The organism is Clostridium sp. 16K-1-R1 (assembly GCF_023921145.1).
GTDB lineage: Bacteria > Bacillota > Clostridia > Clostridiales > Clostridiaceae > Sarcina > Sarcina perfringens.
The window spans coordinates 2,146,243-2,167,372 of the sequence record NZ_CP046515.1 but is presented as its reverse complement, the minus strand read 5'-3'; the positions used below and the strand labels follow the sequence as shown (position 1 = coordinate 2,167,372).

Below are 21,130 nucleotides of genomic sequence, written 5' to 3'. Positions count from 1 at the left end.
ATGACACCTTTCTACGCGAAGTGTTTTTATAGAGAGAATAAGCGAGGAGGTGTTTATATGGTAGTAGGAATACTTATAGGAATAATAATATTAGGGGTAGTAGGGTTTATTCAATACACTCTTATACAAAAAGCTTCAAAAAATAGGGTGGAAAGCTTAGAAAAAGAAGCTAGTTTAACACTTGAGGAGGCTAAAAGAGAAGCTGAATCAACAAAGAAAGAAGCCATATTAGAAGCTAAAGAAGAGGTGCACAAACTAAGAGCAGATCTTGATAAAGAAACTCGTGACAGAAGAAATGAGATTCAAAGGTTTGAAAGAAGACTTATCCAAAGGGAAGAGTCATTAGATAAAAAAGGTGAAATGCTTGAAAAAAGAGAAGATAGCATAAACAAAAAATCTATAGAGATTCAAGAACTTGAAGAACGTGTACAAAATTTATACGGTGAACAAAGAGCTGAACTTGAGAGAATTTCAAATCTTTCAAGTGAAGACGCAAGAACATTATTATTAGATGAAGTAAGAAGAGAAATAAAACATGAATCAGCTATGCTAATCAAAGAACTTGAGACTAAGGCCAAAGAAGAAGCTGACAAAAAATCAAGAGAAATAATTACTACTGCTATTCAAAGATGTGCAGCAGATCATGTTTCTGAAACTACAGTACATGTTGTTGCCCTACCTAATGATGAAATGAAAGGAAGAATCATTGGTAGAGAAGGTAGAAATATAAGAACTTTAGAAACATTAACAGGAGTTGATTTAATAATAGATGATACTCCAGAGGCTGTTATTCTTTCAAGCTTCGATCCAATAAGAAGAGAAGTTGCTAGAATAGCTTTAGAAAAATTAATTGTAGATGGAAGAATTCATCCAGCTAGAATTGAAGAAATGGTAGAAAGAGCTATTAAAGATGTAGAAAATGACATTAAGGAAGAGGGAGAACAAGCAACTTTCGAAACTGGTGTTCATGGATTACATCCAGAAATAATTAAGCTTCTAGGAAGACTAAAGTACAGAACAAGTTATGGTCAAAATGTTTTAAAACATTCAATAGAGGTTTCATATTTAGCAGGATTAATGGCATCTGAATTAGGTTTAGATGTAAATCTAGCTAGAAGAGCAGGTCTTTTACATGATATAGGTAAAGGGGTTGACCAAGAATATGAGGGGCCTCATGCTGTTATAGGTGGAGAACTTGCAAAGAAATATCATGAATCACCAGCTGTGGTAAATGCTATAGCAGCCCATCATGGTGATACAGAAATGCAAACTCTTGAAGCCGTACTTGTTCAAGCAGCAGATGCTATATCAGCAGCTAGACCTGGTGCAAGAAGAGAAACTTTAGAAGCTTATATTAAGAGATTAGAAAAATTAGAAGAAATAGCTACTTCATATGAAGGTGTAGAAAAGTCATATGCCATTCAAGCTGGAAGAGAAATTAGAATTATGGTTAAACCAGATCAAGTTGACGATGCAGGGGCAATTGAGATGGCGAGAAATATTGTTAAGAAGATAGAAGAACAATTAGAGTATCCAGGTCAAATCAAGATAAATGTAATAAGAGAAACCCGTGCAGTTGACTATGCTAAATAAATGAATATGTAAAATACATTTTGGTTACAAAATGTATTTTTTTAATTAACTCTACTGAATGATTTCAGTAGAGTTTTCTTATTATTTAAAATAAAAATTAAAAATATTTTATCTATTTAAGAAGGAATTAGAGAGTTTATATAGAATATTATTAGGTAAAGGAAAACGTTAACTATAAATGTAAACGTATCCTAAAAAGGTCTAGGAGGTTTATATAATGGAAGTATTAAAGGTATCAACTAAATCAAATCCTAATTCAGTAGCAGGCGCACTAGCAGCTATAATAAAAGAAAGAAATACTGTGGAGATACAAGCAGTAGGAGCTGGAGCTATAAATCAAGCTGTAAAGGCTATAGCCATAGCAAGAGGCTTTGTGGCTCCAAGTGGAAAAGATATAGTTTGTATTCCTGCATTCACAGACATCGAAATTGATGGTGAAGAAAGAACAGCTATAAAGCTTATAATACAACCAAGATAAAGTTTATAGAGGAACTAAATTTGGTAAATAAATAGATACTGCTATGAGTATTTTAACTTATAGCAGTATTTTTTATTGGTTTACTTTAAATAATAAAAATGATATATTGGAAGCGTAATAAAATAAATTTAAAGCAGTAAAGAGGGGATTAGATGATATTATCTAGAAAAGCACAAAATATAGGGGCATCACTAACTTTAGCCTTAACAGCTAAAGCAGGTGAATTAAAAAAAGAAGGAATAGATGTAGTAAGCTTTGGAGTAGGTGAGCCGGATTTTAATACACCTAAGAATATAATAGAAGCTGCCACTAGAGCTATGGAAGAAGGAAAGACAAAATACACAGCCACATCTGGAATAGTAGAGTTAAAAGAGGCCATAGCAAGGAAATTACATGATGATAATGGACTTAACTATGGAACTAAAAATATAATTATTTCAACAGGAGCTAAACAATCTTTAGCCAATGTATTTATGGCGATTTTAAATCCAGGAGATGAGGTTATAATACCAGTACCATATTGGGTAAGTTATCCTGAGTTAGTTAAATTAAGTGATGGAGTTCCTGTTTTTATAGAAACAAAAAAAGAAAATGATTTTAAGGTTACTTATGACGAATTAAAATCAGTTTTAAGTGAAAATACAAAGGCAATAGTAATAAATTCACCAAATAATCCAACAGGAACAGTATATTCAAAAAAAGATTTAGAAGTTATTGCTAAATTTGCTGAAGAAAATGATCTTATAATAATTTCTGATGAAATATATGAAAAACTTATATATGGAAAAGAAGAGCATATAAGTATTGCTTCCTTAAGTGAAGATGCCTTCAAGAGAACAGTAGTTATAAATGGATTTTCTAAGGCTTATGCAATGACTGGATGGAGAATTGGATATGCAGCTTGTTATAATGAAGAGCTAATTAAGGTAATGAACAATGTTCAGAGTCATATGACATCAAATACAAATAGTATAGCTCAATTTGCTGCATTAGAAGCCTTAAATGGAGATCAAGAAACTATAAAGAATATGGTTAAGGAATTTAGTTTAAGAAGAGAGCTTATGATAGAACTTATAAGTGAAATTGAGGATCTTACTTTTATAGAGCCAAAGGGTGCCTTTTATGTAATGATTGATGTGTCTAAGGTTCTAAAAAAAGCTAATATAAAGGGTTCAATGGAATTTGCAAATCTATTACTAAAAGAGGAAAATGTTGTTGTAATACCTGGAATAGCTTTTGGGGAAGATAATTTTATAAGACTATCTTATGCTACATCTAAAGAGGAAATAATTAAGGGCTTAAAAAGAATAAAAGAATTTGTTAATAAACTTATGAATAGGGATTAATCTTTTCTTAAGTTGTTGAAATTTTCTAAAAAAATGAGTATAATTAAGAAGTTAGTATTATTAAATAACAAATAAAAGTAAAGAGGTGTTTATAATGGTAACTAAAGAAGTTATAGTTAAAAATTCAACAGGATTACATGCTAGACCAGCAACTTTACTAGTAAAAAAAGCTTCAGCTTTCAAATCAGACATAAGCTTAGAGTACAATGGAAAAAAAGCTAATGTTAAGAGCTTAATCGGAGTTTTATCATTAGGAGTTTCTAAAGATGCTAATGTTAAGGTTATCGCTAGTGGTGATGATGAAGCTTTAGCAGCTGAAGAAATAGCTAAGTTAATCGAAAATTTAGAAGAGTAATCTTCGTAAAAGGATTCCTAGTGGAATCCTTTTATTTTTATAAATTTAGTCTAGTAATTTTTTATGATTTTTCAAAAACTATAAATAAAATACGTATATTAAAGTCTAAGTTGTAGGAGATTTATGAATAATAAAGGCAAAAACACGAATGATAGATAAAAAATAGATAAATTTATTTATAATAAACTTATCTTATGATATAATAAATTTAAATTATCATTTCTACTTTAGGAGGGTACAAAGTGAAAAATTTATATAGCACACCATTGAATTCAAGATATGCGTCAAAAGAAATGTCATATATTTTCTCAGATGATATGAAATTCTCAACATGGAGAAAATTATGGGTTGCTCTTGCAGAGGGTGAAAAAGAATTAGGATTAAATATAACTGACGAGCAAATAGAAGAGCTTAAAAGTCATATTTCAGATATAAATTACGAAGAAGCAATAAAAAAAGAAAAAGAAGTTAGACACGATGTTATGAGTCACGTTTATGCATATGGACTTCAATGTCCTTCAGCAAAAGGTATCATACATTTAGGAGCAACAAGCTGCTATGTTGGAGATAATACAGATGTAATAATAATGAGAGATGCATTATTATTAATAAAGAAAAAAATAGTTGCAGTTTTAAATAATTTAAAAAGATTTGCTTTAGAATATAAGGATATGCCTACTCTAGGATTTACTCATTTCCAACCAGCACAGCTTACTACTGTAGGTAAGAGAGCTACGTTATGGATGCAAGATTTAGTAATGGATATGGAGAACATAGATTTTCTATTATCAACTTTAAAATTAAGAGGAGTAAAAGGAACTACTGGTACTCAAGCAAGCTTTATGAATCTTTTTGAAGGTGATGAAGAAAAGGTTAAGGCTTTAGATAAAATCGTTGCAGAAAAAATGGGATTTAAAAAGAGTTTTGGAGTTACAGGTCAAACTTATCCAAGAAAATTAGATTCTATAATTTTAAATACATTATCAGAAATTGCACAAAGTGCATATAAATTCTCAAATGACTTAAGATTACTTCAAAGTATGAAAGAAATAGAAGAACCATTTGAAAAGAATCAAATAGGGTCATCAGCTATGGCATATAAGAGAAATCCTATGAGAAGTGAAAGAATGGGAGCATTAGCTAGATATGTTATAGTAGATGCCTTAAATCCAGCTATTACGGCTTCAACTCAATGGTTTGAAAGAACATTAGATGATTCAGCTAATAAGAGAATTGCAGTAGCAGAAGCTTTCTTAGCTTTAGATGGAGTTTTAAATCTTTATATAAATATTGCTGAGAATATGGTAGTTTATGATAAAGTTATTGAAGCTCATGTAAATCAAGAATTACCTTTCATGGCAACTGAAAATATAATGATGGAATCAGTTAAAAAAGGCGGAGATAGACAAGAGCTTCATGAAAGAATAAGAGTTCATTCTATGGATGCTGCTCAAAGAGTTAAAGGAGAAGGGCTTAATAATGATTTAATAGAAAGAATAATAAATGATCCTTCATTTAATCTTTCTAAAGAAGAAATTATAGCTATAATAGATCCAGTTAAATTTGTTGGTAGAGCTCCAAGCCAAGTTGTAGAGTTTATTGATGAGTATGTAAACCCTATAATAGAAGCTAATAAGGATGCAGCTAGCTTAAGTAGTGATATAACAGTTTAATATAATTTAGAGCTATTAAAGATTTATCTTTAATAGCTCTTTTTTATGGAAACAATTAAAAAATTCATAAAAATATTTATGAATTTTTACTTTAAGTTTTCATATAACTTTTGGATTAAAAAAATTATAAAGATAAAAACAATATTTAACATTTATAATAAAGAATAAATTTTTATGTTATATTAAATTAATTTGTTAAAAAAATTTAAAGAACACATGTTTGAGACTCTTAAATCTGGTCAATACTTTAGATAAATTATAATCAAGGAGATGAAAAGCATGAATAAAGTGGATCTTATTGGAAGAGTTGCTACTAAAATTGAAGTTAAGGAATCTAAAAATAAGAAAAAATATGTTAGATTTAGAATAGCTGTTAATAGTTTTAATGGAAGAGAAGAAACAACTACTTTTTTAAGTGTAATTACTTGGAGTAAATCTACAGTGGATTTCTTAGAGAAATTTGTGAACATAGGAGACTTAGTCTCTGTAAGTGGAGAAATAGTAGAAAGTAGATACGAAAGTGAAAGTGGAGAAGTTAGATATTATACAAATATACAAACTTCTAATATAAATCTTCTTAATAAAGCAAAAGAAAAAGAGATTTCATAGTAAAGAAAAAAAGATATATTGTGAAAATATATCTTTTTATTTTGCTTCTAAAAGTTTTGTGAAATAATTTCTTGGAATTAATCCTTTTTTTATACCATTTATAACAGTAAGATAAGTTGCTGCTGTATCAAATCTAGCATCATGATAGTTTCCACTACCTTGGAAATACTTATTAGCAGTTTCACTTATTTCAGAATCAGTTATATTTAAGTGTTTGATTACTTCTTCAAGTTTAGGATTTTTATAATCTCCAGTAGGTCTTAATATTTTACAAATATCTTTATAATATTTCATAGTACAAAATACGTTGTTAGGTTCAAAGAACTCTCCAAGACCTAGTAATTCATGTTTTAAGAATTTAATATCAAACTGAACGTTATGACCTATTATAAAATCTGCTTCTAAGAAGTCATTTATAAAATCAGCATAAAGATCTTCAAAGTACATCCCTTCACTTAATTCATATAATTTCTCTAAAGAAAAACCATGGATTCTTTCAGCTTCTGGTTCCATTTCATCAACTGTAAAGAATATATTTTTACCTATTGTTTTTTGAGGTTTAGTTGAAGTGTCTACAAGGATATAACTAAGCTGACATATGCTTCCAGGTTTGACTCCTGTAGTTTCTGTATCAAAAAAAAGTAATTTCATTATTTAAGGCCTCCCATATTCTAATGTCCATATAATAGTATAAACTAAAATTTTTATTAATAAAATCTAATTTAAAATTTATATATTATAGATTATAGAAATTTTGATTATAAAATATCAATATTTAAGAATTATATTGAGTATTCTTAAATATTAATATATAAACAAATGAAAATCAAGTTTGATTATTATAGCTGTATTATTCTAAAGGAGTGATTGTTTTGAAGAAAACTTATATATTAGATACCAATGTATTGCTATATTCACCAGGAGCTATATATTCATTTGAAGATAACAATGTTATTATTCCAGAGGTGGTTCTAGAGGAATTAGACAATATTAAAAAAATGAATAATGATTTAGGAGCTAATGCTAGGCATGTTGCAAGAGAATTAGATAAACTTAGATTAAGTGGGTCATTAAGCGAAGGAGTTAATTTACCTAAAGGCGGAAAGCTTAAGGTGGTTACTAACTTTTATAATACTGAAATACCAGAAGCATGGAATATAAGCAAGCCTGATAATAGAATAATACAAATTTGTAAGGCCTTAAAGGAAAAGGGAGAAGATGTTTGTTTAATAACTAAGGATATATTTGAGAGAATAAAGGCTGATACTGTTGGCATAAAATCAGAGGATTTTTATGAGGTTGTAGTTCCAGAATTTGAAGAACAATATAGTGGAAGAATGGAAGTTTACACAAGTTCTGAATGCTTGAGTAAATTCTTTAAAAATAAAGTTATGGAGAAAAAAGATTTAACTTCCTATGATGAAGAAAATAAGTGCTATGTGGAACCAAAATTAGAGATTAATCAATTTTTAATAATACACTGTAATGATAATGATAAACAAACTGCCTTAGGAAGATTTGATGGAAAAGTTATAAGACCTTTACTTTATAAAGATAACAATAATATTATGGGAATAAGTCCTAGAAATGTTGGCCAAAAATTTATGCTAGAATGTTTGAGTATGGATGCTAAAAATGCACCTTTAGTAATTATAAAGGGGCCAGCAGGAACAGCAAAAACTTTATTTTCATTAGCTGTTGGATTACAAAAGATATTAGAAGAGGAAAGTGGACAATATAGAAGGATTTTAGTTTGTAGACCTAATGTAACAATGGATGAAGAAATAGGGTATTTGCCAGGAACTGAGCAAGAAAAAATAGCTCCATTTATGAGACCTATATATGATAACTTAGAAATTTTAATAGATTCAGATGAGAAAGAAAGATATTCAAATGAGAGAGAGCTAAATGATAAAATAGAGGAACTTTTTGAAAGAAAGATAATAACAACAGAGGCTGTGGCTTATTTAAGAGGAAGAAGTATAATAAAGAATTGGATTATAATAGATGAAGCACAAAACTTAACACCAAAGCAGGTTAAAGCAATTATAACAAGAGCTGGAGAAGGATCAAAAATAATACTAGTTGGAGATCCAGAGCAAATAGATCAAGCTTTCTTAGATTCAAGAAGTAATGGACTTTGTTATGCTTCAGAAAAGATGAAAGGAAGTCATCTTTGCTACCAAGTTACCTTAAAATATGATGAATGTGAGAGAAGTGAATTGGCTTATGAAGCTGCAAAAAGATTATAATATTTAGAATTTTAAGAGGTTTCTTACTCCTAAATAAGGAGGAAAGGAACCTCTATTTTTAAATGTTTAGAGAAATATATAATCTTATTTGTAGAAAAATATTCTGATATAAAAATTAAAATTAATAAATTATTAAGTTTACTGAATAATAAATTCAAGAAATTTATGGTATAATTTAAAATACAAAATAAGGAGGTCTTGATTATGCAATTTTTATTAGATGCGTTTCTTAGTATTCCAGCAATATTAATAGCTTTTTCAGTAAAAGAGTATACTCGTGCTAAAATGGCAGATAAATTAGGAGATAAATCACCAAGGTTTAAAGGGGAATTAACCTTAGATCCATTAAAGCATGTTGATATAGCTGGTGCCTTAATGATGGCTTTCTTTGGATTTGGTTGGAGTAAATCTGTAGAGATAAATAAATATGCATTTAAAAATCCAAAGAAGGATGCTCTTAAAGTTAACATAGCTGCATGGCTTTCAAACTTAGTTGTTGCCATAATTGGAGTAATACTTACAAGTTTATACTTAAGATTTTTTGGTTTAAGAGGAGATCTTTCTCAAATTATATTTTTAATGTTACAATATATAATAATATTAAATGTAAACTTCTTTGTATTTAATATATTACCACTTCCAGGACTTGACTGTTTTAGAATTTTAGAGGATCTTAAGCCTCAATTATTCTATAAGCTATCTGGAATAGTATATCAATATTATTACCCTATACTTATAGTTATAATACTTCTTGGAAGATATGTATTAGCTATACCATCTCAATTGGTTATGGCTTTTGTATATTCTATAGGTTTATTTATTTAATCATAATTTGAAATTTATAATACTTTAATTAGATTAGGTTTATAATTTGAAAATAACTCTTGATTTATAAGTTATTTTCAAATTTAATATCTAATCTAATTTTTTTTATGGAAAGATAATTGAAATAAAATGTAAAAATATGGTAATATATAGAGGGGTGAGAATATGATAAGAATGTCTAAAAAAATTAAAGTAATTTTAGCCTCTCTACTTATTGTTTGTTCTGTTTTAGTAATAAATAGTATTATAAGCAATAATGTTGTAACGACAAAGGGAGCTAGTATTGATGAAAAAGAAGTAATTAAGGAGAATGATAAAAAGGGATTTTTTAATAGGTTTAGCTTAGGAAGAAAGGTTAATATAAGTGCTGTAGGAGACATAATATTACATGATGAACAAATATGGTCTGCATATAATGAAGAAAATAAGGCCTATGATTTCATGAATAATTTTAAGTATGTAAAGAACTTCATAGAAAAAAGTGATATAGCCTATGGAACAATTGAGGGAACTTATGCTGGAGAAGAAATAGGGTATTCTGGATATCCTAATTATAATGGGCCAGATTCCATGATAGATGCCTTAAAAGATACGGGATTTGATATTATAAATGTAGCAACGGATCATTCTTTAGATAAGGGAGTAGAGGGAGCTAGTAAAACTGGAGAAAAAATAGATAAAGATATGACTTCTATTGGGAATAAGAAGTATATTATTAAAAAGGTAAAGGGAATAGAAATAGGATTTACTTCTTATACTTATGAGAGCAAAGAGGGAGAGTTAAATGGTCATAAAATTCCCGAAGATATGAATTTAAATACTTTTTCTTATAATAAATTAGATAATGGACTAGAGGAGATGAAGGCCTTAGTAGAAGAGATGAAGAATGAGGGAGCAGAGTTTATAGTCTTTGGAATGCACTGGGGTGTAGAGTATAAAACTGAGCCTAGTAAATATCAAGTGAAAATTGCTGAAGCCTTAAATGAATATGGAGTTGACTTAATATTAGGAAGTAATCCTCATGTTGTACAACCTATAGAAGAAATAGAGGGGGAAAATGGAAATAAGACTTTAGTAGCTTATTCTTTAGGTAATTTTATATCTAATCAAAGACTAGAGACTATGGGAGATAGAAGAACAGCTGATGGTGTTATATTAAATTTAACCTTAGATAAGAGTAGAAAAGGGGTTAAAATAGAGAAATGGGATTACACTCCAACTTGGGTATATAAAATTCCAAGAGAAAATAAAAAATCAGATTATTATATATTACCAGTTGAAGAGACTTTAAATAGTGAAGAAGGAAAAAAACTAGATCAGGAAACATTAAATCAGTTAAATAAGTCTTTAGAAGCAACTAAATCTATAGTAGAGAAATAAAGTCTATTGGAAAGTAGAGTACTTTAAGCTTAAATAAATTTAGGGATGTAAGTTAAAAAAAAGTTTATGGGAGAATAATTTCCCATAAACTTTTTTATTTAGGCTTTTTCAATAACTAGATTTTTATTATAAACTTCTTCAAAGACTTTAGAACTTCTTCTAGCTTGACGAAGCTCTAATTCTAAATCATATTCAGAATAAAGTTTTAAATTAACAGTATCTTCATTAATTATCACATCAACATTTTCTACATGGCCAGTTAATCCTCTGTCTAAGCCTTCAGCAAGCTTAAGAATAACTCCTAAATACTCTACATGTTTTACATCTAATCTATTTATTATAGTTGAATATTTAGCAATTGGAGCTTGGAAAGAGTTATTTCTATGGTAAGCGGCACATAAGGCACTTAATAATATTTCTTTATGAGTTAATCCACTTATATGAGAGTTTAAAATAATATAAAATGAGTGTACATGGTGATCATAATATCTTATGCTTATACCACAATCATGAAGTAAGGAGGCTGTTTTTAATATATTCTTAAATTCATCTCCTAAATGATGAAGTGGTTTTAACCCTTCAAATAGTGAAAAAGCAAGTTTACATACATTTTGAGCATGAGGAATATTTATGTTTAAAGTATCCATAATTCCCTTTAAACTTACATCTAAAATATCATCATAAGTATGGAATCTATCTATTATATATTCATATATAAGTCCTTCTCTAAGACCACGACCACATATTATTACTTCATTAGTATTTGTGAAGCTTAAAATTTCTTTTATTAAGTCTGTAGAAGCAACTATGACATCAGCTCTAGATGGAGAAAGTCCTTCAATTTTTTGTCTCTGACGAAGATTTTTACTTTTTAGTAGATGAAACATCTCATCAATATCATAGTCATAAAGAACATAATTATGAACTATATCAATAGGATATCTTTTTCTACGTCTATCAATTTTTCCTAGGTTTCTGAAAGAACCTCCAACACCTATAACAGATTTAAATGAATTATCTTTAAGCCAATCTATTTTTTCAAGGTGTTCTTTAATATAATTAACACAGTTTGTATTATTTTCATATCCAATCATGTCGTTTAATTGGAATAAGGATGTTAAAGTTACATATCCAAAGGGTAGAGTAACTTCTTTATAAATTTCGTTGTTTTTTAACCAACATAAGTGAGTGTTATTTCCGTTTATATCTAAAAGAAGAGAATTATCTATATAAAGAGAATTTTTAGCTCCTAAAAAGTTATAATGAATTTCTTCTTCATTAGATAATATTCTAAGGTCTAATCCAAGTTCTTTTTTTATTATTTCTTTAAGATTAATTTTTTCATCTACATTTTTAATGCTTTCTGAACCTATAAGTATAATTTTTGATGCACCACAAGATATGCACATAGATTTAAAAGCTTTTATAGATGAGATTGTAAGCTTAATTTTCTCTTCGTCTAAAACAGAGCAAGCGAAGAAATCAGAGCCAAGTCTTATATGCTCTTTTAATTCATCAATTATTTTAAAATATCCAGACTTCTCAACTTCAGCAAGTGTTAATCTTACAGAGTTAGAGCCTATGTCTATTACTCCTATTCTATCCATTTCTTTTCCCCTCTACTTGTTTAAAATATAATTTGATTATAATACTGATACTATAGAATTTCAAAGAAGTTTTCAATGGATATTTCAAAATAAAATATTATTCATAATAAATGAAAGATGATATTGACAGGGTTTAAGGTAAAATACTATAATAAGTTAAGAAAATATAATATAAAAAGTCTGTGAAGAGAAGAGTAGTCTTTATGATTTCTTAAGCGAGTAAGGGATGGTGTAAGCCTTATAGAATAGTTTAGATGAAGAGAGCCTCTGAGATTGCATTTTAATAACTAGTAAATTTATTAAAGTGTCGCTTATGCGTTAAATTATAAAGTGGGTTTTTAACCAATTAGAGTGGTACCGCGGATATATCCGTCTCTTTGTTACAAAGAGGCGGTTTTTTATATTGTAAATAAATTTATATTTTGGCAATAATGTCATTATAATATATGTTTTAAAAAAGAGATAAAATAAGGAGGACAATTATGGATTACAAAAAGTTAGTTGCAGAAAGAATTAAAGAACATGTTGATCTAGAATTAGAAAACATAGAAAAACTTATAGAAATACCACCTAAGCCAGAAATGGGAGACTTTGCATTCCCTTGCTTCCAATTAGCAAAGGTTATGAGAAAAGCTCCTAATATGATAGCAGCTGAATTAGCTGAAAAGATAAATAAAGAGGGATTTGAAAGAGTAGAGTGTTTAGGACCTTACTTAAACTTCTTTGTTGATAAAGTAGCTTTCTCAAAAAATATAATAAGCAAAGTTTTAGAAGAAGGAGATAAATATGGTTCTTCTAAAATAGGAGAGGGAAAAAATGTTGTAGTTGAATATTCATCACCTAACATAGCTAAGCCTTTCCACGTTGGACATTTATTCACAACAGCTATAGGACATTCATTATATAGAATGTTAAACTTTGAAGGATATAATCCAATAAGAATAAATCACTTAGGAGACTGGGGAACTCAGTTTGGTAAGTTAATCTCAGCTTATAAAAGATGGGGAAATGAAGAAGCTTTAGAAGAGGCTCCAATAAATGAGCTTTTAAGAATATATGTTAAATTCCATGATGAAGCTGAAAATAATCCAGAACTTGAAGATGAAGGAAGAATGTACTTTAAGAAGCTTGAAGATGGGGATCAAGAAGCTGTAGCTCTATGGGAAAGATTTAAAGACTTATCTTTAAAAGAATTTAATAAGATATATGATATGTTAGGCGTAGATTTCGATTCTTGGGCTGGAGAAAGCTTCTATAATGATAAGATGGATACAGTAGTAGAAGAATTAGAAAAGGCTAATATATTAACTGAGAGTAATGGTGCTAAGGTTGTAATGTTAGATGAATACAATATGCCACCTTGTATAGTTGTTAAATCAGATGGAGCATCAATATATGCTACAAGAGACTTAGCAGCAGCTAGTTATAGACATAAAACATATAACTTTGATAAATGTATATATGTAGTTGGTAAAGACCAAATATTACACTTTAACCAAGTATTCAAAACATTAGAATTAGCAGGTAATGAATGGGCTAAAAACTGTGTACACATTCCATTTGGATTAGTTAAGTTCGCAGATAGAAAGCTTTCAACAAGAAAAGGTAATGTAGTTTTACTTGAAGACTTATTAAACGAAGCTATAGATAAAACAAGAGAAACTATAGAAGAAAAGAACCCACAATTAGAAAATAAAGAGGAAGTAGCTAAGAAAATAGGTATAGGAGCTATATTATTTACTTACTTAAAGAACTCAAGAGAAAGAGATATAGTTTTCGATTGGAAAGAGATGTTAAGCTTTGAGGGAGAAACTGGTCCATATGTTCAATACTCATATGCAAGAGCTAAGAGTATATTAAGAAAAGCTGAAGAACAAAATATAACAGCTGAGCCAGATTTCACAAAGTTAACTTCAAAAGAAGAATTTGAATTAGCTAAAACTTTAGATGGATTACAAAAGGCTGTAGTTTTAGGAATAGATAAGTTAGAACCTTCAGTTGTAACTAGATATTCAATAGAAGTAGCTAAGGCTTTCAATAAATTCTACAATAATCATACAGTTTTAAATGTAGAAGATGAAGGATTAAAGGCTGCAAGACTTGAACTTATAAAAGCTACTGCTCAAGTTATTAAAAATGCTTTATTCTTAATAGGAATAGATGTAGTTGAAAAAATGTAATTTATAATAAAAAATAACCAATTCCATTTGGAATTGGTTATTTTTTTACTTCTTATTATCTTTCCTACTAGGACAACTTCCTTTAGAAGCACATCCACTGCAACCACTACATTGTCCTTTAGATGATTTTTTGAAGTTTTTGTATAATATAAACACAACAGCTATTACGATTAAAGCTGTAATAAGAATTTCCATTTAAAACACCTTCTTTAAAAGATTAATAAACCGATATGATAAATTATGAAGGCACTTATCCAAGCAACTAGGAATTGGAATATTACTGATAAAATTGTGAACTTACCACCATATTCTTTTTTCATAACACCTACAACACTTATACATGGTGTATAAAGTAATACAAATACCATGAATGAGTAAGATGAAAGTGCTGTAAAGAATTGAGGTAACATATGAGTTAAATCACCTTTATAAATAACTTCCATTGTTGATATTATAGTTTCTTTAGCCATTAAACCAGTTAATAATGAAACAGAAGCTTGCCAATCTCCAAATCCTAATGGAGCAAATATTGGAGCTATAAATGAACCTATGTTATATAAGAAACTATGAGTTATATCCTCAACCATTCCAGTAAAGTTAAAGCTTTGAAGGAACCAAATAACAACACTCATTGCAAAGATAATAGTTCCAGCTTTCTTTAAGAAGCTCTTTGATTTATCCCAAAGTTGAGCTAATACAGATCTAACTTCTGGTACTTTATATTCAGGAAGCTCTATAATGAATGGTTCTTCATCTTTCTTGAATAAAGTATTTTTAAATACTAAGCCTAATATGAAAGCTACTAATATACCTAATATGTATAAAGATGCAACAACCATAGATGCATTATCTGGGAAGAATAATCCAGCAAATATTACATATACAGGTAGTCTAGCATTACATGACATAAATGGTGCTAAAAGAGCAGTAAGTTTTCTATCCTTTTCGCTTTCTAAAGTTCTAGCTGACATAATAGCAGGAACTGTACATCCAAATCCTGTTATCATAGGAAGGAAAGCCTTTCCTGAAAGTCCTATTTTTCTCATGAACTTATCCATTAAGAAAGCAACTCTAGCCATATATCCACTGTCTTCTAATATTGCTATACATAAGAATAAAGCTAATATTATTGGTAATAAGACTATAATTCCACCTACACCGGCTACGATACCATCAACAAGTAATGATTGGAACCATGGAGCCGTACCTGATAATAGATCACTTAAGTATGGCATGAAAGTATCACCTAAGAATCCATCTAAAGCGTCTGAAATAGGTTGTCCAACCCATGAGAATGTAAATTGGAATACAAAGTACATAAGTGCTATAAATAATGGGTATGCAAGCCATGGATTTAAAAATACTTTATCTAACTTATCAGTTAAAGTAGTTGAAGAATTACCTGATCTATTAAAGCAGTCTGATAATTTATCTTCAATAAATTTATAAGTATGAGCCTCATCCTTAAATGAGTAAGTATTTTTATCTAAATATTTTTCGAAATTACCTTTATTTAAGAATTCTTTAACCTCATCTAAACCTTCTTTTTTAGATGCTGTTATAGGAATTACTTTAAGATTAAAAGCCTTTTCTAATTTTTTAGGATCAATTTTAATTCCTTTTTTCTCAGCGATGTCATTCATGTTAAGAAGCAATACTATTGGCTTCTTAAAGTCTTTAAGTTGCATAGTTAAATATAGGTTTCTATCTAGGTTAGAAGCATCTACTATATTTAATATTAAATCAACATCTCCAGATTCTAAGAATTTTTTAGATACTTTTTCTTCGTTTGAGAAGGTATCTAAAGCATATATACCAGGTAAATCCACTATTTTGTTAGAGTTGAAAAATCCTTCCTTTTTATCAACTGTAACACCTGGCCAGTTTCCTACATGTTGGTTAGACCCTGTTAAGGCATTAAAAAGAGTAGTTTTACCAACATTAGGATTACCGAGTAAGGCTATTGTTGTCATTAGTTTTCCCCCTAATTAAATTATTCTATTTTATTTATTATTTTAAAATTATATTTTTAGCATCTTTCTTTCTGATTGCTAAATCAAATCCTCTTAAATTTACTATTAATGGATCGCCAAGTGGAGCCACTCTTTTAAGTTTAACTTCTGTTCCTTCTATGCATCCTAAAGCAAGAAGTCTTTTAGCTAAACCATCGTGTCCGCATATTTTATCTACAATACCAGCTTGGCCTATTTTTAAATCATATATACTCATCTTAAGCACCTCACTAATGAAAATCATTATCAAATTCATCTAAATTATATCAAGTTACCTGGAATTTGTCAATTGATAAATTCTATTAATTAAAAATTTAATTAATATTTATTAATACTTAACGAAATAATGATATAATGATATAATATTTTTGTTATAAGTTTATATAAGAAAAGAGTGATAGAGTGATCATAAAAGAGCATGAAATAGATATAAATGATTTAGATCTTAGTAATGCCCTATCTTTTAATGAAAATTATGATATATATAAACAGGCTGTATATTTTGATTTAGAACACTATGTATATAAGAAACCAAAGTGCATAGGAGTTTTTGGTGCTGGATATTTTGATGAAGAGAAATCAAAATTCATTACTACTCAGTACATGATAGAGCATAAGGGAGAAGTGAGAGATATTCTTTACTTAGCAAAGAAATATTTTATAATGGTTGCAGCAGAGAAGAAGAAGAAATACATAGTAACTTTTTCTGGAAATAATGACTTTACAGTTATAAATTATTTGTTTGATAAATATGGGATAAACTTTGATTTTAATAATTACTTTAGATCTGTTGATATACAGAAAATTTATGAGCATACTTTTAAGCAAGGGATAGGTCTTAAAGCTTTGGAAAAGAAATTTGGAATTGAAAGAGAAGGTGATGTTCTTTCAGGATCAAATTTAGCAAAAACATTCCATAAGGTTTTAAAGGATAAAGATTATTTTCAAAGAATGCCAAAAGAAAAAGTTGAAAAGATACTTGTCTATAATGAGCAAGATGTTGTAAATTTATTTTACATATTATTAAGTTGGAAAAAGATATTAGTTAATTTAGAAGATAGTGAAAGTAAAAAAAGTGAAAAGTAATAGTTTATTATAGTAAATAAAACTATAAAAACTAAAGGCACCAATAATTGGTGCCTTTAGTTTTTATGCTTTTTTATAGATTTTCCATCAGAGGTTAAAATAATAGTTCCATCTTCATCTGTTCTAAAAATCTTAGTTTTATAGGAAGATAATTTTTTTAGGGTTTCTTTTGCTGGATGTCCATATGAATTATCTAGCCCTGAAGAAATTACAGCTATTTTAGGAGAAACTTCTTTTAAAAAGGAATCTGTTGAAGAAGTTGTACTTCCATGATGTCCTACCTTTAACACATCTGACTTTAAATTTTCATTTGATTTAACTGCTTCCATTTCTGCTTCAGTCTCTGCATCTCCAGTAAACAAAAAAGAGGTTTCACCATAATATATCTTAAGGATAGGTGAGTAGTTATTTATGTTTTCATACTCTTTATTAGAAGGAGAATAGATTTCTATTTTAGTGTTCTCACCTAAATCTATAGGAAGAGATTTTGATTTAGATAGGGTATTTATATTGATATCCTTTTCTTTTAGTGCAGTTACCATGCCTTTAAATACATCAGTATTTTCTGTTACTTTAGGTGCAAAAAAGTGGTTAACATGAAATTTTTTAATAATAGATTCCATACCTCCAATATGATCAGCATGGGGATGAGTGGCTATTATAAAATCAAGCTTTTTAATTCCAAGGTTTTTTAAATATTTTACTAGAGGCTTAGTAGATTCAGGAGTACCTGCGTCTATTAAAAGATTTTTACCATTGCTTTGAATTAAAGCAGAATCTCCTTGGCCTACATCTATATAATGGACTGTAAAATTTTCATTTGGAATTGAATATGAAGTAGAATATAAAAATATTGATGTTACTAGTATAAATATTAAAAATAAACTAACTTTTTTAGAGGTGATTTTCAATTAAAAAACTCCTTTGAAAATAATTAATCATATAATGGATTATTAACAGATAATTAAAGGAATAAACTTTAATTTGTAAATTTTATAATTACAATTAAAATAAATAATGAAAGATTTTGGAAAGATACAACTTTAGTGATATAATTAAATTGGAGATATTCATCTTTAAACTTGTAAAAAGTAAAAGGGGGCTTAATAATGAGAAAAGAATTTTGCTTAAAGCATGGAAAAGTAACTATGAACTTTACTGCAAAGTATTGTGATAGTTTTGAATCCATAATAAATAGCGAAGGGTTTAGAAAAGTTTTAGAAACTTATTTGAAAAAAACTAAAAATAAGAAGAGTCATAATTTTAGATTCTTAAGTGAAGCCATAGGTACTGAAGATATAAAGGTTATATCTAGGTACTTAATAAGTACATTAAAACTATTATCTATGATGGGGGCTGATGAGGTACTAGTTGTTAATGATGCTTTTGAAGGTTTACTTGAGGATAAGAAATCTTTTGCTAATATTATAGATGATGTTTATTCATTCTGGAGAAAATTAGAAAGATACACTGTTATCCAAAATAATAAAGTAAAAGATGGTATTGCAGCAGTTGGATTTGTAGATGCTAATAAAAGTTTTAATGATTTAATTTTAAGATTTTATAGAAGACTTCAAAAGAATCTATTAGGAAGTATGCCTAACATACTTAGACAGGTTTCTGCTGGTGGAAATGCAAGTATTATGGTGAGTAATTTAATATGGCCAAGTCCAAGAGAATATTCCATACTAGATCATATTCCATTTATAGATGCAATATCCTTAGAAGCACCATTTATAACTTATCCAAGTAAGAATACTAGGGATGGTATATTCTTAGAAACAAGTGAAAATCCCTTAAGTGGATCTCATATAAATAGTGAAGAATGGTTTTGTTATCCTGCTAAGGTAGGGGAATTATTAGCATATGTATATTTTCATAGAGATTTTATGTCTCATGGAATAAGTTTATGTAATTTGTTTGATTTAGCAACTGTAGAGGAATGTAGAGGGGTAAAACCAGATATTATTTATGTTTTCGGAGCTAAGGATGATGATGATGAATTAAAAACTTGTTTCTATGATGATGAAAAAAATAATATAATGCTAGGGTATGCTAATTATAGTAAAGAAATAGATTACTTTGGATATATGAAAAAAATGATATTAACTCTTCACAATATAATAATGATAAAAAGAGGATATATGCCTATTCATGGAGCTATGGTCAACGTGGTTCTTAAAAATGGAAAAGAAGCTAATATTGTAATAATGGGTGATAGTGGAGCAGGAAAATCTGAAAGTTTAGAAGCCTTTAGAGCCTTGAGTGAAGAATATATAAGCGATATGACCATAATTTTTGATGACATGGGTGTATTTAAAAATGTAGATGGCATAATTAAGGGGTATGGAACTGAAATAGGAGCCTTTGTAAGGCTTGATGACTTAGATCAAGGGTATGCTTTTAAGGAAATTGATAGAAGTATATTTATGAATCCTGATAAGATAAATGCTAGACTTCTTATGCCAGTATGTAAGTATGACGATATAATAAGGGGATATGATGTAGATCTTTTCCTTTATGCTAATAATTATGATGGAGTAGATGAGGGAGAAAAATCTATTGAATATTTTAATAATCCAGAGGAAGCTAAGAAAATTTTTAAAGCTGGTGCTAGAATGGCAAAGGGAACAACTACTGAAAATGGCTTAGTGGAATCATATTTTGCTAATCCTTTTGGACCAGTGCAAAAGAAAGAAGAAATGGATTTAATAATAGATAAATATTTTGAAGATATGTTTAATAATAAAGTGAAAGTTGGACAAATAAAAACTTGTTTAGGAGTTTTAGGTTTTGAAAAGGAAGGACCTAAAAAAGCAGCCATAGAACTTTTTGATATAATTGAAAAAATGTAAAAGCTAAATCCCTATTAGAGATTTCTAATAGGGATTTAGCTTTATTTTTATTCTTTTATACGATTGAAATAACCGTAGAATGATAAGCAGTATAATCCTGCTAATCCTACTAATACATAGATTGTTCTACTCCAAATAGAAGCTATTCCAAAGATTGAGTCTACTAAATTAAAATTCATAATACCAATTAGACCCCAATTTAGAGCACCTATTATTACTAAAGTAAGAGCAATAATATTTAATGTTTTCATTGTTAACACATCCTTTTCTAAGATATGTTAATATTATTAGTAGAAATTTGTATTTTATTCATAGTTAAAAATATAAAAAAAGAAATAGCTTAAGCTATTTCTTTTTTTAAAGGGTTATATTTCTATCTATTGGTTGAGATAGAGATATAAATGTATCAGTTCCGCTTATTCCTTCAATATGATTAATTTTGTTCATTAAAATATCTTGAAGATCTGATATGCTCTTGCAAATAACCTTAGCAAAAATAGCATAACCCCCAGTTATTAAATGAATTTCAACTACTTCTTTAATTTTTGAAAGTTCATCAAAAACATGAGTGTATGATGAAGTTGAGTTAACATGAATACCAACGAAGCATGTAACATCATAGCCTAATTTAGGTAAATTTAAAAGTATTCTAGTACCTTTTATAATTCCTAAGTCTTCCATCTTTTTCATTCTAACATGGATTGTACCACCTGAAACATGGCATATTCTTGCTATCTCTAAGTAAGGAGTTCTGCAATCTTTAATTAGGATATCTAAAATTTGTAAATCTAATTCATCTAAATGAGTTGATGTGTTTATTAAAGACATAGTATCACCTCTTTAAAATTTGAATAAAATGATAATTCTATTTTATCAAAT

The 21,130-nt window shown here is 28.7% G+C and carries 20 protein-coding genes and 1 other annotated feature; of the genes, 12 read left to right on the top strand and 8 right to left on the bottom strand.

Features of this window, described 5'->3' with window-relative positions; all coding sequences use genetic code 11:
• Positions 1–57: 57 nt before the first annotated feature.
• From rny to GOM42_RS09440, 6 genes are all read left to right on the top strand, one after another.
• Positions 58–1,593: a ribonuclease Y gene (rny, locus tag GOM42_RS09465; protein WP_003459753.1), complete on the top strand. Its 1,536-nt coding sequence runs from the start codon at positions 58–60 to the stop codon at positions 1,591–1,593.
• 217 nt (positions 1,594–1,810) lie between these two features.
• Complete coding sequence (locus tag GOM42_RS09460; protein ID WP_003459803.1) at positions 1,811–2,071, top strand: stage V sporulation protein S; 261 nt, start codon at positions 1,811–1,813, stop codon at positions 2,069–2,071.
• Positions 2,072–2,223: 152 nt separating this feature from the next.
• Entirely contained in the window at positions 2,224–3,417 is a 1,194-nt protein-coding gene (locus tag GOM42_RS09455) for a pyridoxal phosphate-dependent aminotransferase (protein ID WP_003469146.1), read from the top strand.
• Positions 3,418–3,511: 94 nt separating this feature from the next.
• Positions 3,512–3,772 (top strand): HPr family phosphocarrier protein, encoded by a 261-nt coding sequence (locus tag GOM42_RS09450; RefSeq protein WP_003459789.1) that lies wholly within the window; start codon positions 3,512–3,514, stop codon positions 3,770–3,772.
• 242 nt (positions 3,773–4,014) lie between these two features.
• A complete protein-coding gene (gene purB / locus GOM42_RS09445; protein ID WP_003459773.1) occupies positions 4,015–5,445 on the top strand; it encodes an adenylosuccinate lyase in 1,431 nt (476 codons plus the stop codon).
• Between the two features lie 279 nt (positions 5,446–5,724).
• Positions 5,725–6,054 (top strand): single-stranded DNA-binding protein, encoded by a 330-nt coding sequence (locus tag GOM42_RS09440; RefSeq protein ID WP_003459777.1) that lies wholly within the window; start codon positions 5,725–5,727, stop codon positions 6,052–6,054.
• A gap of 36 nt (positions 6,055–6,090) precedes the next feature.
• On the opposite strand, the gene GOM42_RS09435 is transcribed toward GOM42_RS09440, so the two are convergent.
• On the bottom strand, positions 6,091–6,705 hold the full coding sequence (locus GOM42_RS09435; protein ID WP_003459802.1) for a 3'-5' exonuclease: 615 nt from the start codon (positions 6,703–6,705) through the stop codon (positions 6,091–6,093).
• Between the two features lie 221 nt (positions 6,706–6,926).
• On the opposite strand from GOM42_RS09435, the gene GOM42_RS09430 reads away from it, so the two are divergent.
• The 3 genes from GOM42_RS09430 (at position 6,927) to GOM42_RS09420 (ending at position 10,511) form a co-directional block, all read left to right on the top strand.
• Positions 6,927–8,306 carry a PhoH family protein gene (locus GOM42_RS09430; RefSeq protein WP_003469119.1) on the top strand — a complete coding sequence of 460 codons (1,380 nt, stop codon included), beginning with the start codon at positions 6,927–6,929 and terminating at the stop codon, positions 8,304–8,306.
• Between the two features lie 204 nt (positions 8,307–8,510).
• On the top strand, positions 8,511–9,131 hold the full coding sequence (locus tag GOM42_RS09425; RefSeq protein WP_003459807.1) for a site-2 protease family protein: 621 nt from the start codon (positions 8,511–8,513) through the stop codon (positions 9,129–9,131).
• Positions 9,132–9,296: 165 nt separating this feature from the next.
• A complete protein-coding gene (locus GOM42_RS09420; protein WP_110016156.1) occupies positions 9,297–10,511 on the top strand; it encodes a CapA family protein in 1,215 nt (404 codons plus the stop codon).
• A gap of 98 nt (positions 10,512–10,609) precedes the next feature.
• Here GOM42_RS09420 and GOM42_RS09415 read toward each other — a convergent pair whose 3' ends face one another.
• A complete protein-coding gene (locus GOM42_RS09415; RefSeq protein WP_061415771.1) occupies positions 10,610–12,118 on the bottom strand; it encodes a Ppx/GppA phosphatase family protein in 1,509 nt (502 codons plus the stop codon).
• Positions 12,119–12,291: 173 nt separating this feature from the next.
• Positions 12,292–12,498 (top strand) — a binding site (T-box leader).
• A 102-nt stretch (positions 12,499–12,600) separates the two neighbouring features.
• Here GOM42_RS09415 and argS point away from each other — a divergent pair.
• Positions 12,601–14,298: an arginine--tRNA ligase gene (gene argS / locus GOM42_RS09410; RefSeq protein ID WP_003469137.1), complete on the top strand. Its 1,698-nt coding sequence runs from the start codon at positions 12,601–12,603 to the stop codon at positions 14,296–14,298.
• 45 nt (positions 14,299–14,343) lie between these two features.
• On the opposite strand, the gene GOM42_RS09405 is transcribed toward argS, so the two are convergent.
• The 3 genes from GOM42_RS09405 to GOM42_RS09395 are packed head-to-tail and all read right to left on the bottom strand — an operon-like array spanning position 14,344 to position 16,527.
• A complete protein-coding gene (locus GOM42_RS09405) occupies positions 14,344–14,493 on the bottom strand; it encodes a FeoB-associated Cys-rich membrane protein (RefSeq protein ID WP_003459783.1) in 150 nt (49 codons plus the stop codon).
• Positions 14,494–14,507: 14 nt separating this feature from the next.
• On the bottom strand, positions 14,508–16,271 hold the full coding sequence (feoB, locus tag GOM42_RS09400; RefSeq protein WP_042262441.1) for a ferrous iron transport protein B: 1,764 nt from the start codon (positions 16,269–16,271) through the stop codon (positions 14,508–14,510).
• A gap of 37 nt (positions 16,272–16,308) precedes the next feature.
• Positions 16,309–16,527, bottom strand: coding sequence for a ferrous iron transport protein A (locus GOM42_RS09395; protein ID WP_003449499.1), 219 nt, complete (start codon positions 16,525–16,527; stop codon positions 16,309–16,311).
• A 185-nt stretch (positions 16,528–16,712) separates the two neighbouring features.
• Between GOM42_RS09395 and GOM42_RS09390 the strand changes: the two genes are divergently transcribed.
• Positions 16,713–17,396 (top strand): ribonuclease H-like domain-containing protein, encoded by a 684-nt coding sequence (locus tag GOM42_RS09390; protein ID WP_049039526.1) that lies wholly within the window; start codon positions 16,713–16,715, stop codon positions 17,394–17,396.
• Between the two features lie 56 nt (positions 17,397–17,452).
• Here the strand turns inward: GOM42_RS09390 and GOM42_RS09385 are convergent, their stop codons facing one another.
• Positions 17,453–18,307: a ComEC/Rec2 family competence protein gene (locus GOM42_RS09385; protein WP_003468098.1), complete on the bottom strand. Its 855-nt coding sequence runs from the start codon at positions 18,305–18,307 to the stop codon at positions 17,453–17,455.
• A gap of 198 nt (positions 18,308–18,505) precedes the next feature.
• Between GOM42_RS09385 and GOM42_RS09380 the strand changes: the two genes are divergently transcribed.
• Positions 18,506–20,251, top strand: a complete 1,746-nt coding sequence (locus tag GOM42_RS09380; protein WP_110077174.1) for a phosphoenolpyruvate carboxykinase — start codon at positions 18,506–18,508, stop codon at positions 20,249–20,251.
• 47 nt (positions 20,252–20,298) lie between these two features.
• On the opposite strand, the gene GOM42_RS09375 is transcribed toward GOM42_RS09380, so the two are convergent.
• A complete protein-coding gene (locus GOM42_RS09375) occupies positions 20,299–20,502 on the bottom strand; it encodes a DUF378 domain-containing protein (RefSeq protein ID WP_003459798.1) in 204 nt (67 codons plus the stop codon).
• 106 nt (positions 20,503–20,608) lie between these two features.
• Positions 20,609–21,079 carry an Lrp/AsnC ligand binding domain-containing protein gene (locus GOM42_RS09370; protein WP_003449697.1) on the bottom strand — a complete coding sequence of 157 codons (471 nt, stop codon included), beginning with the start codon at positions 21,077–21,079 and terminating at the stop codon, positions 20,609–20,611.
• Positions 21,080–21,130 lie beyond the last annotated feature (51 nt).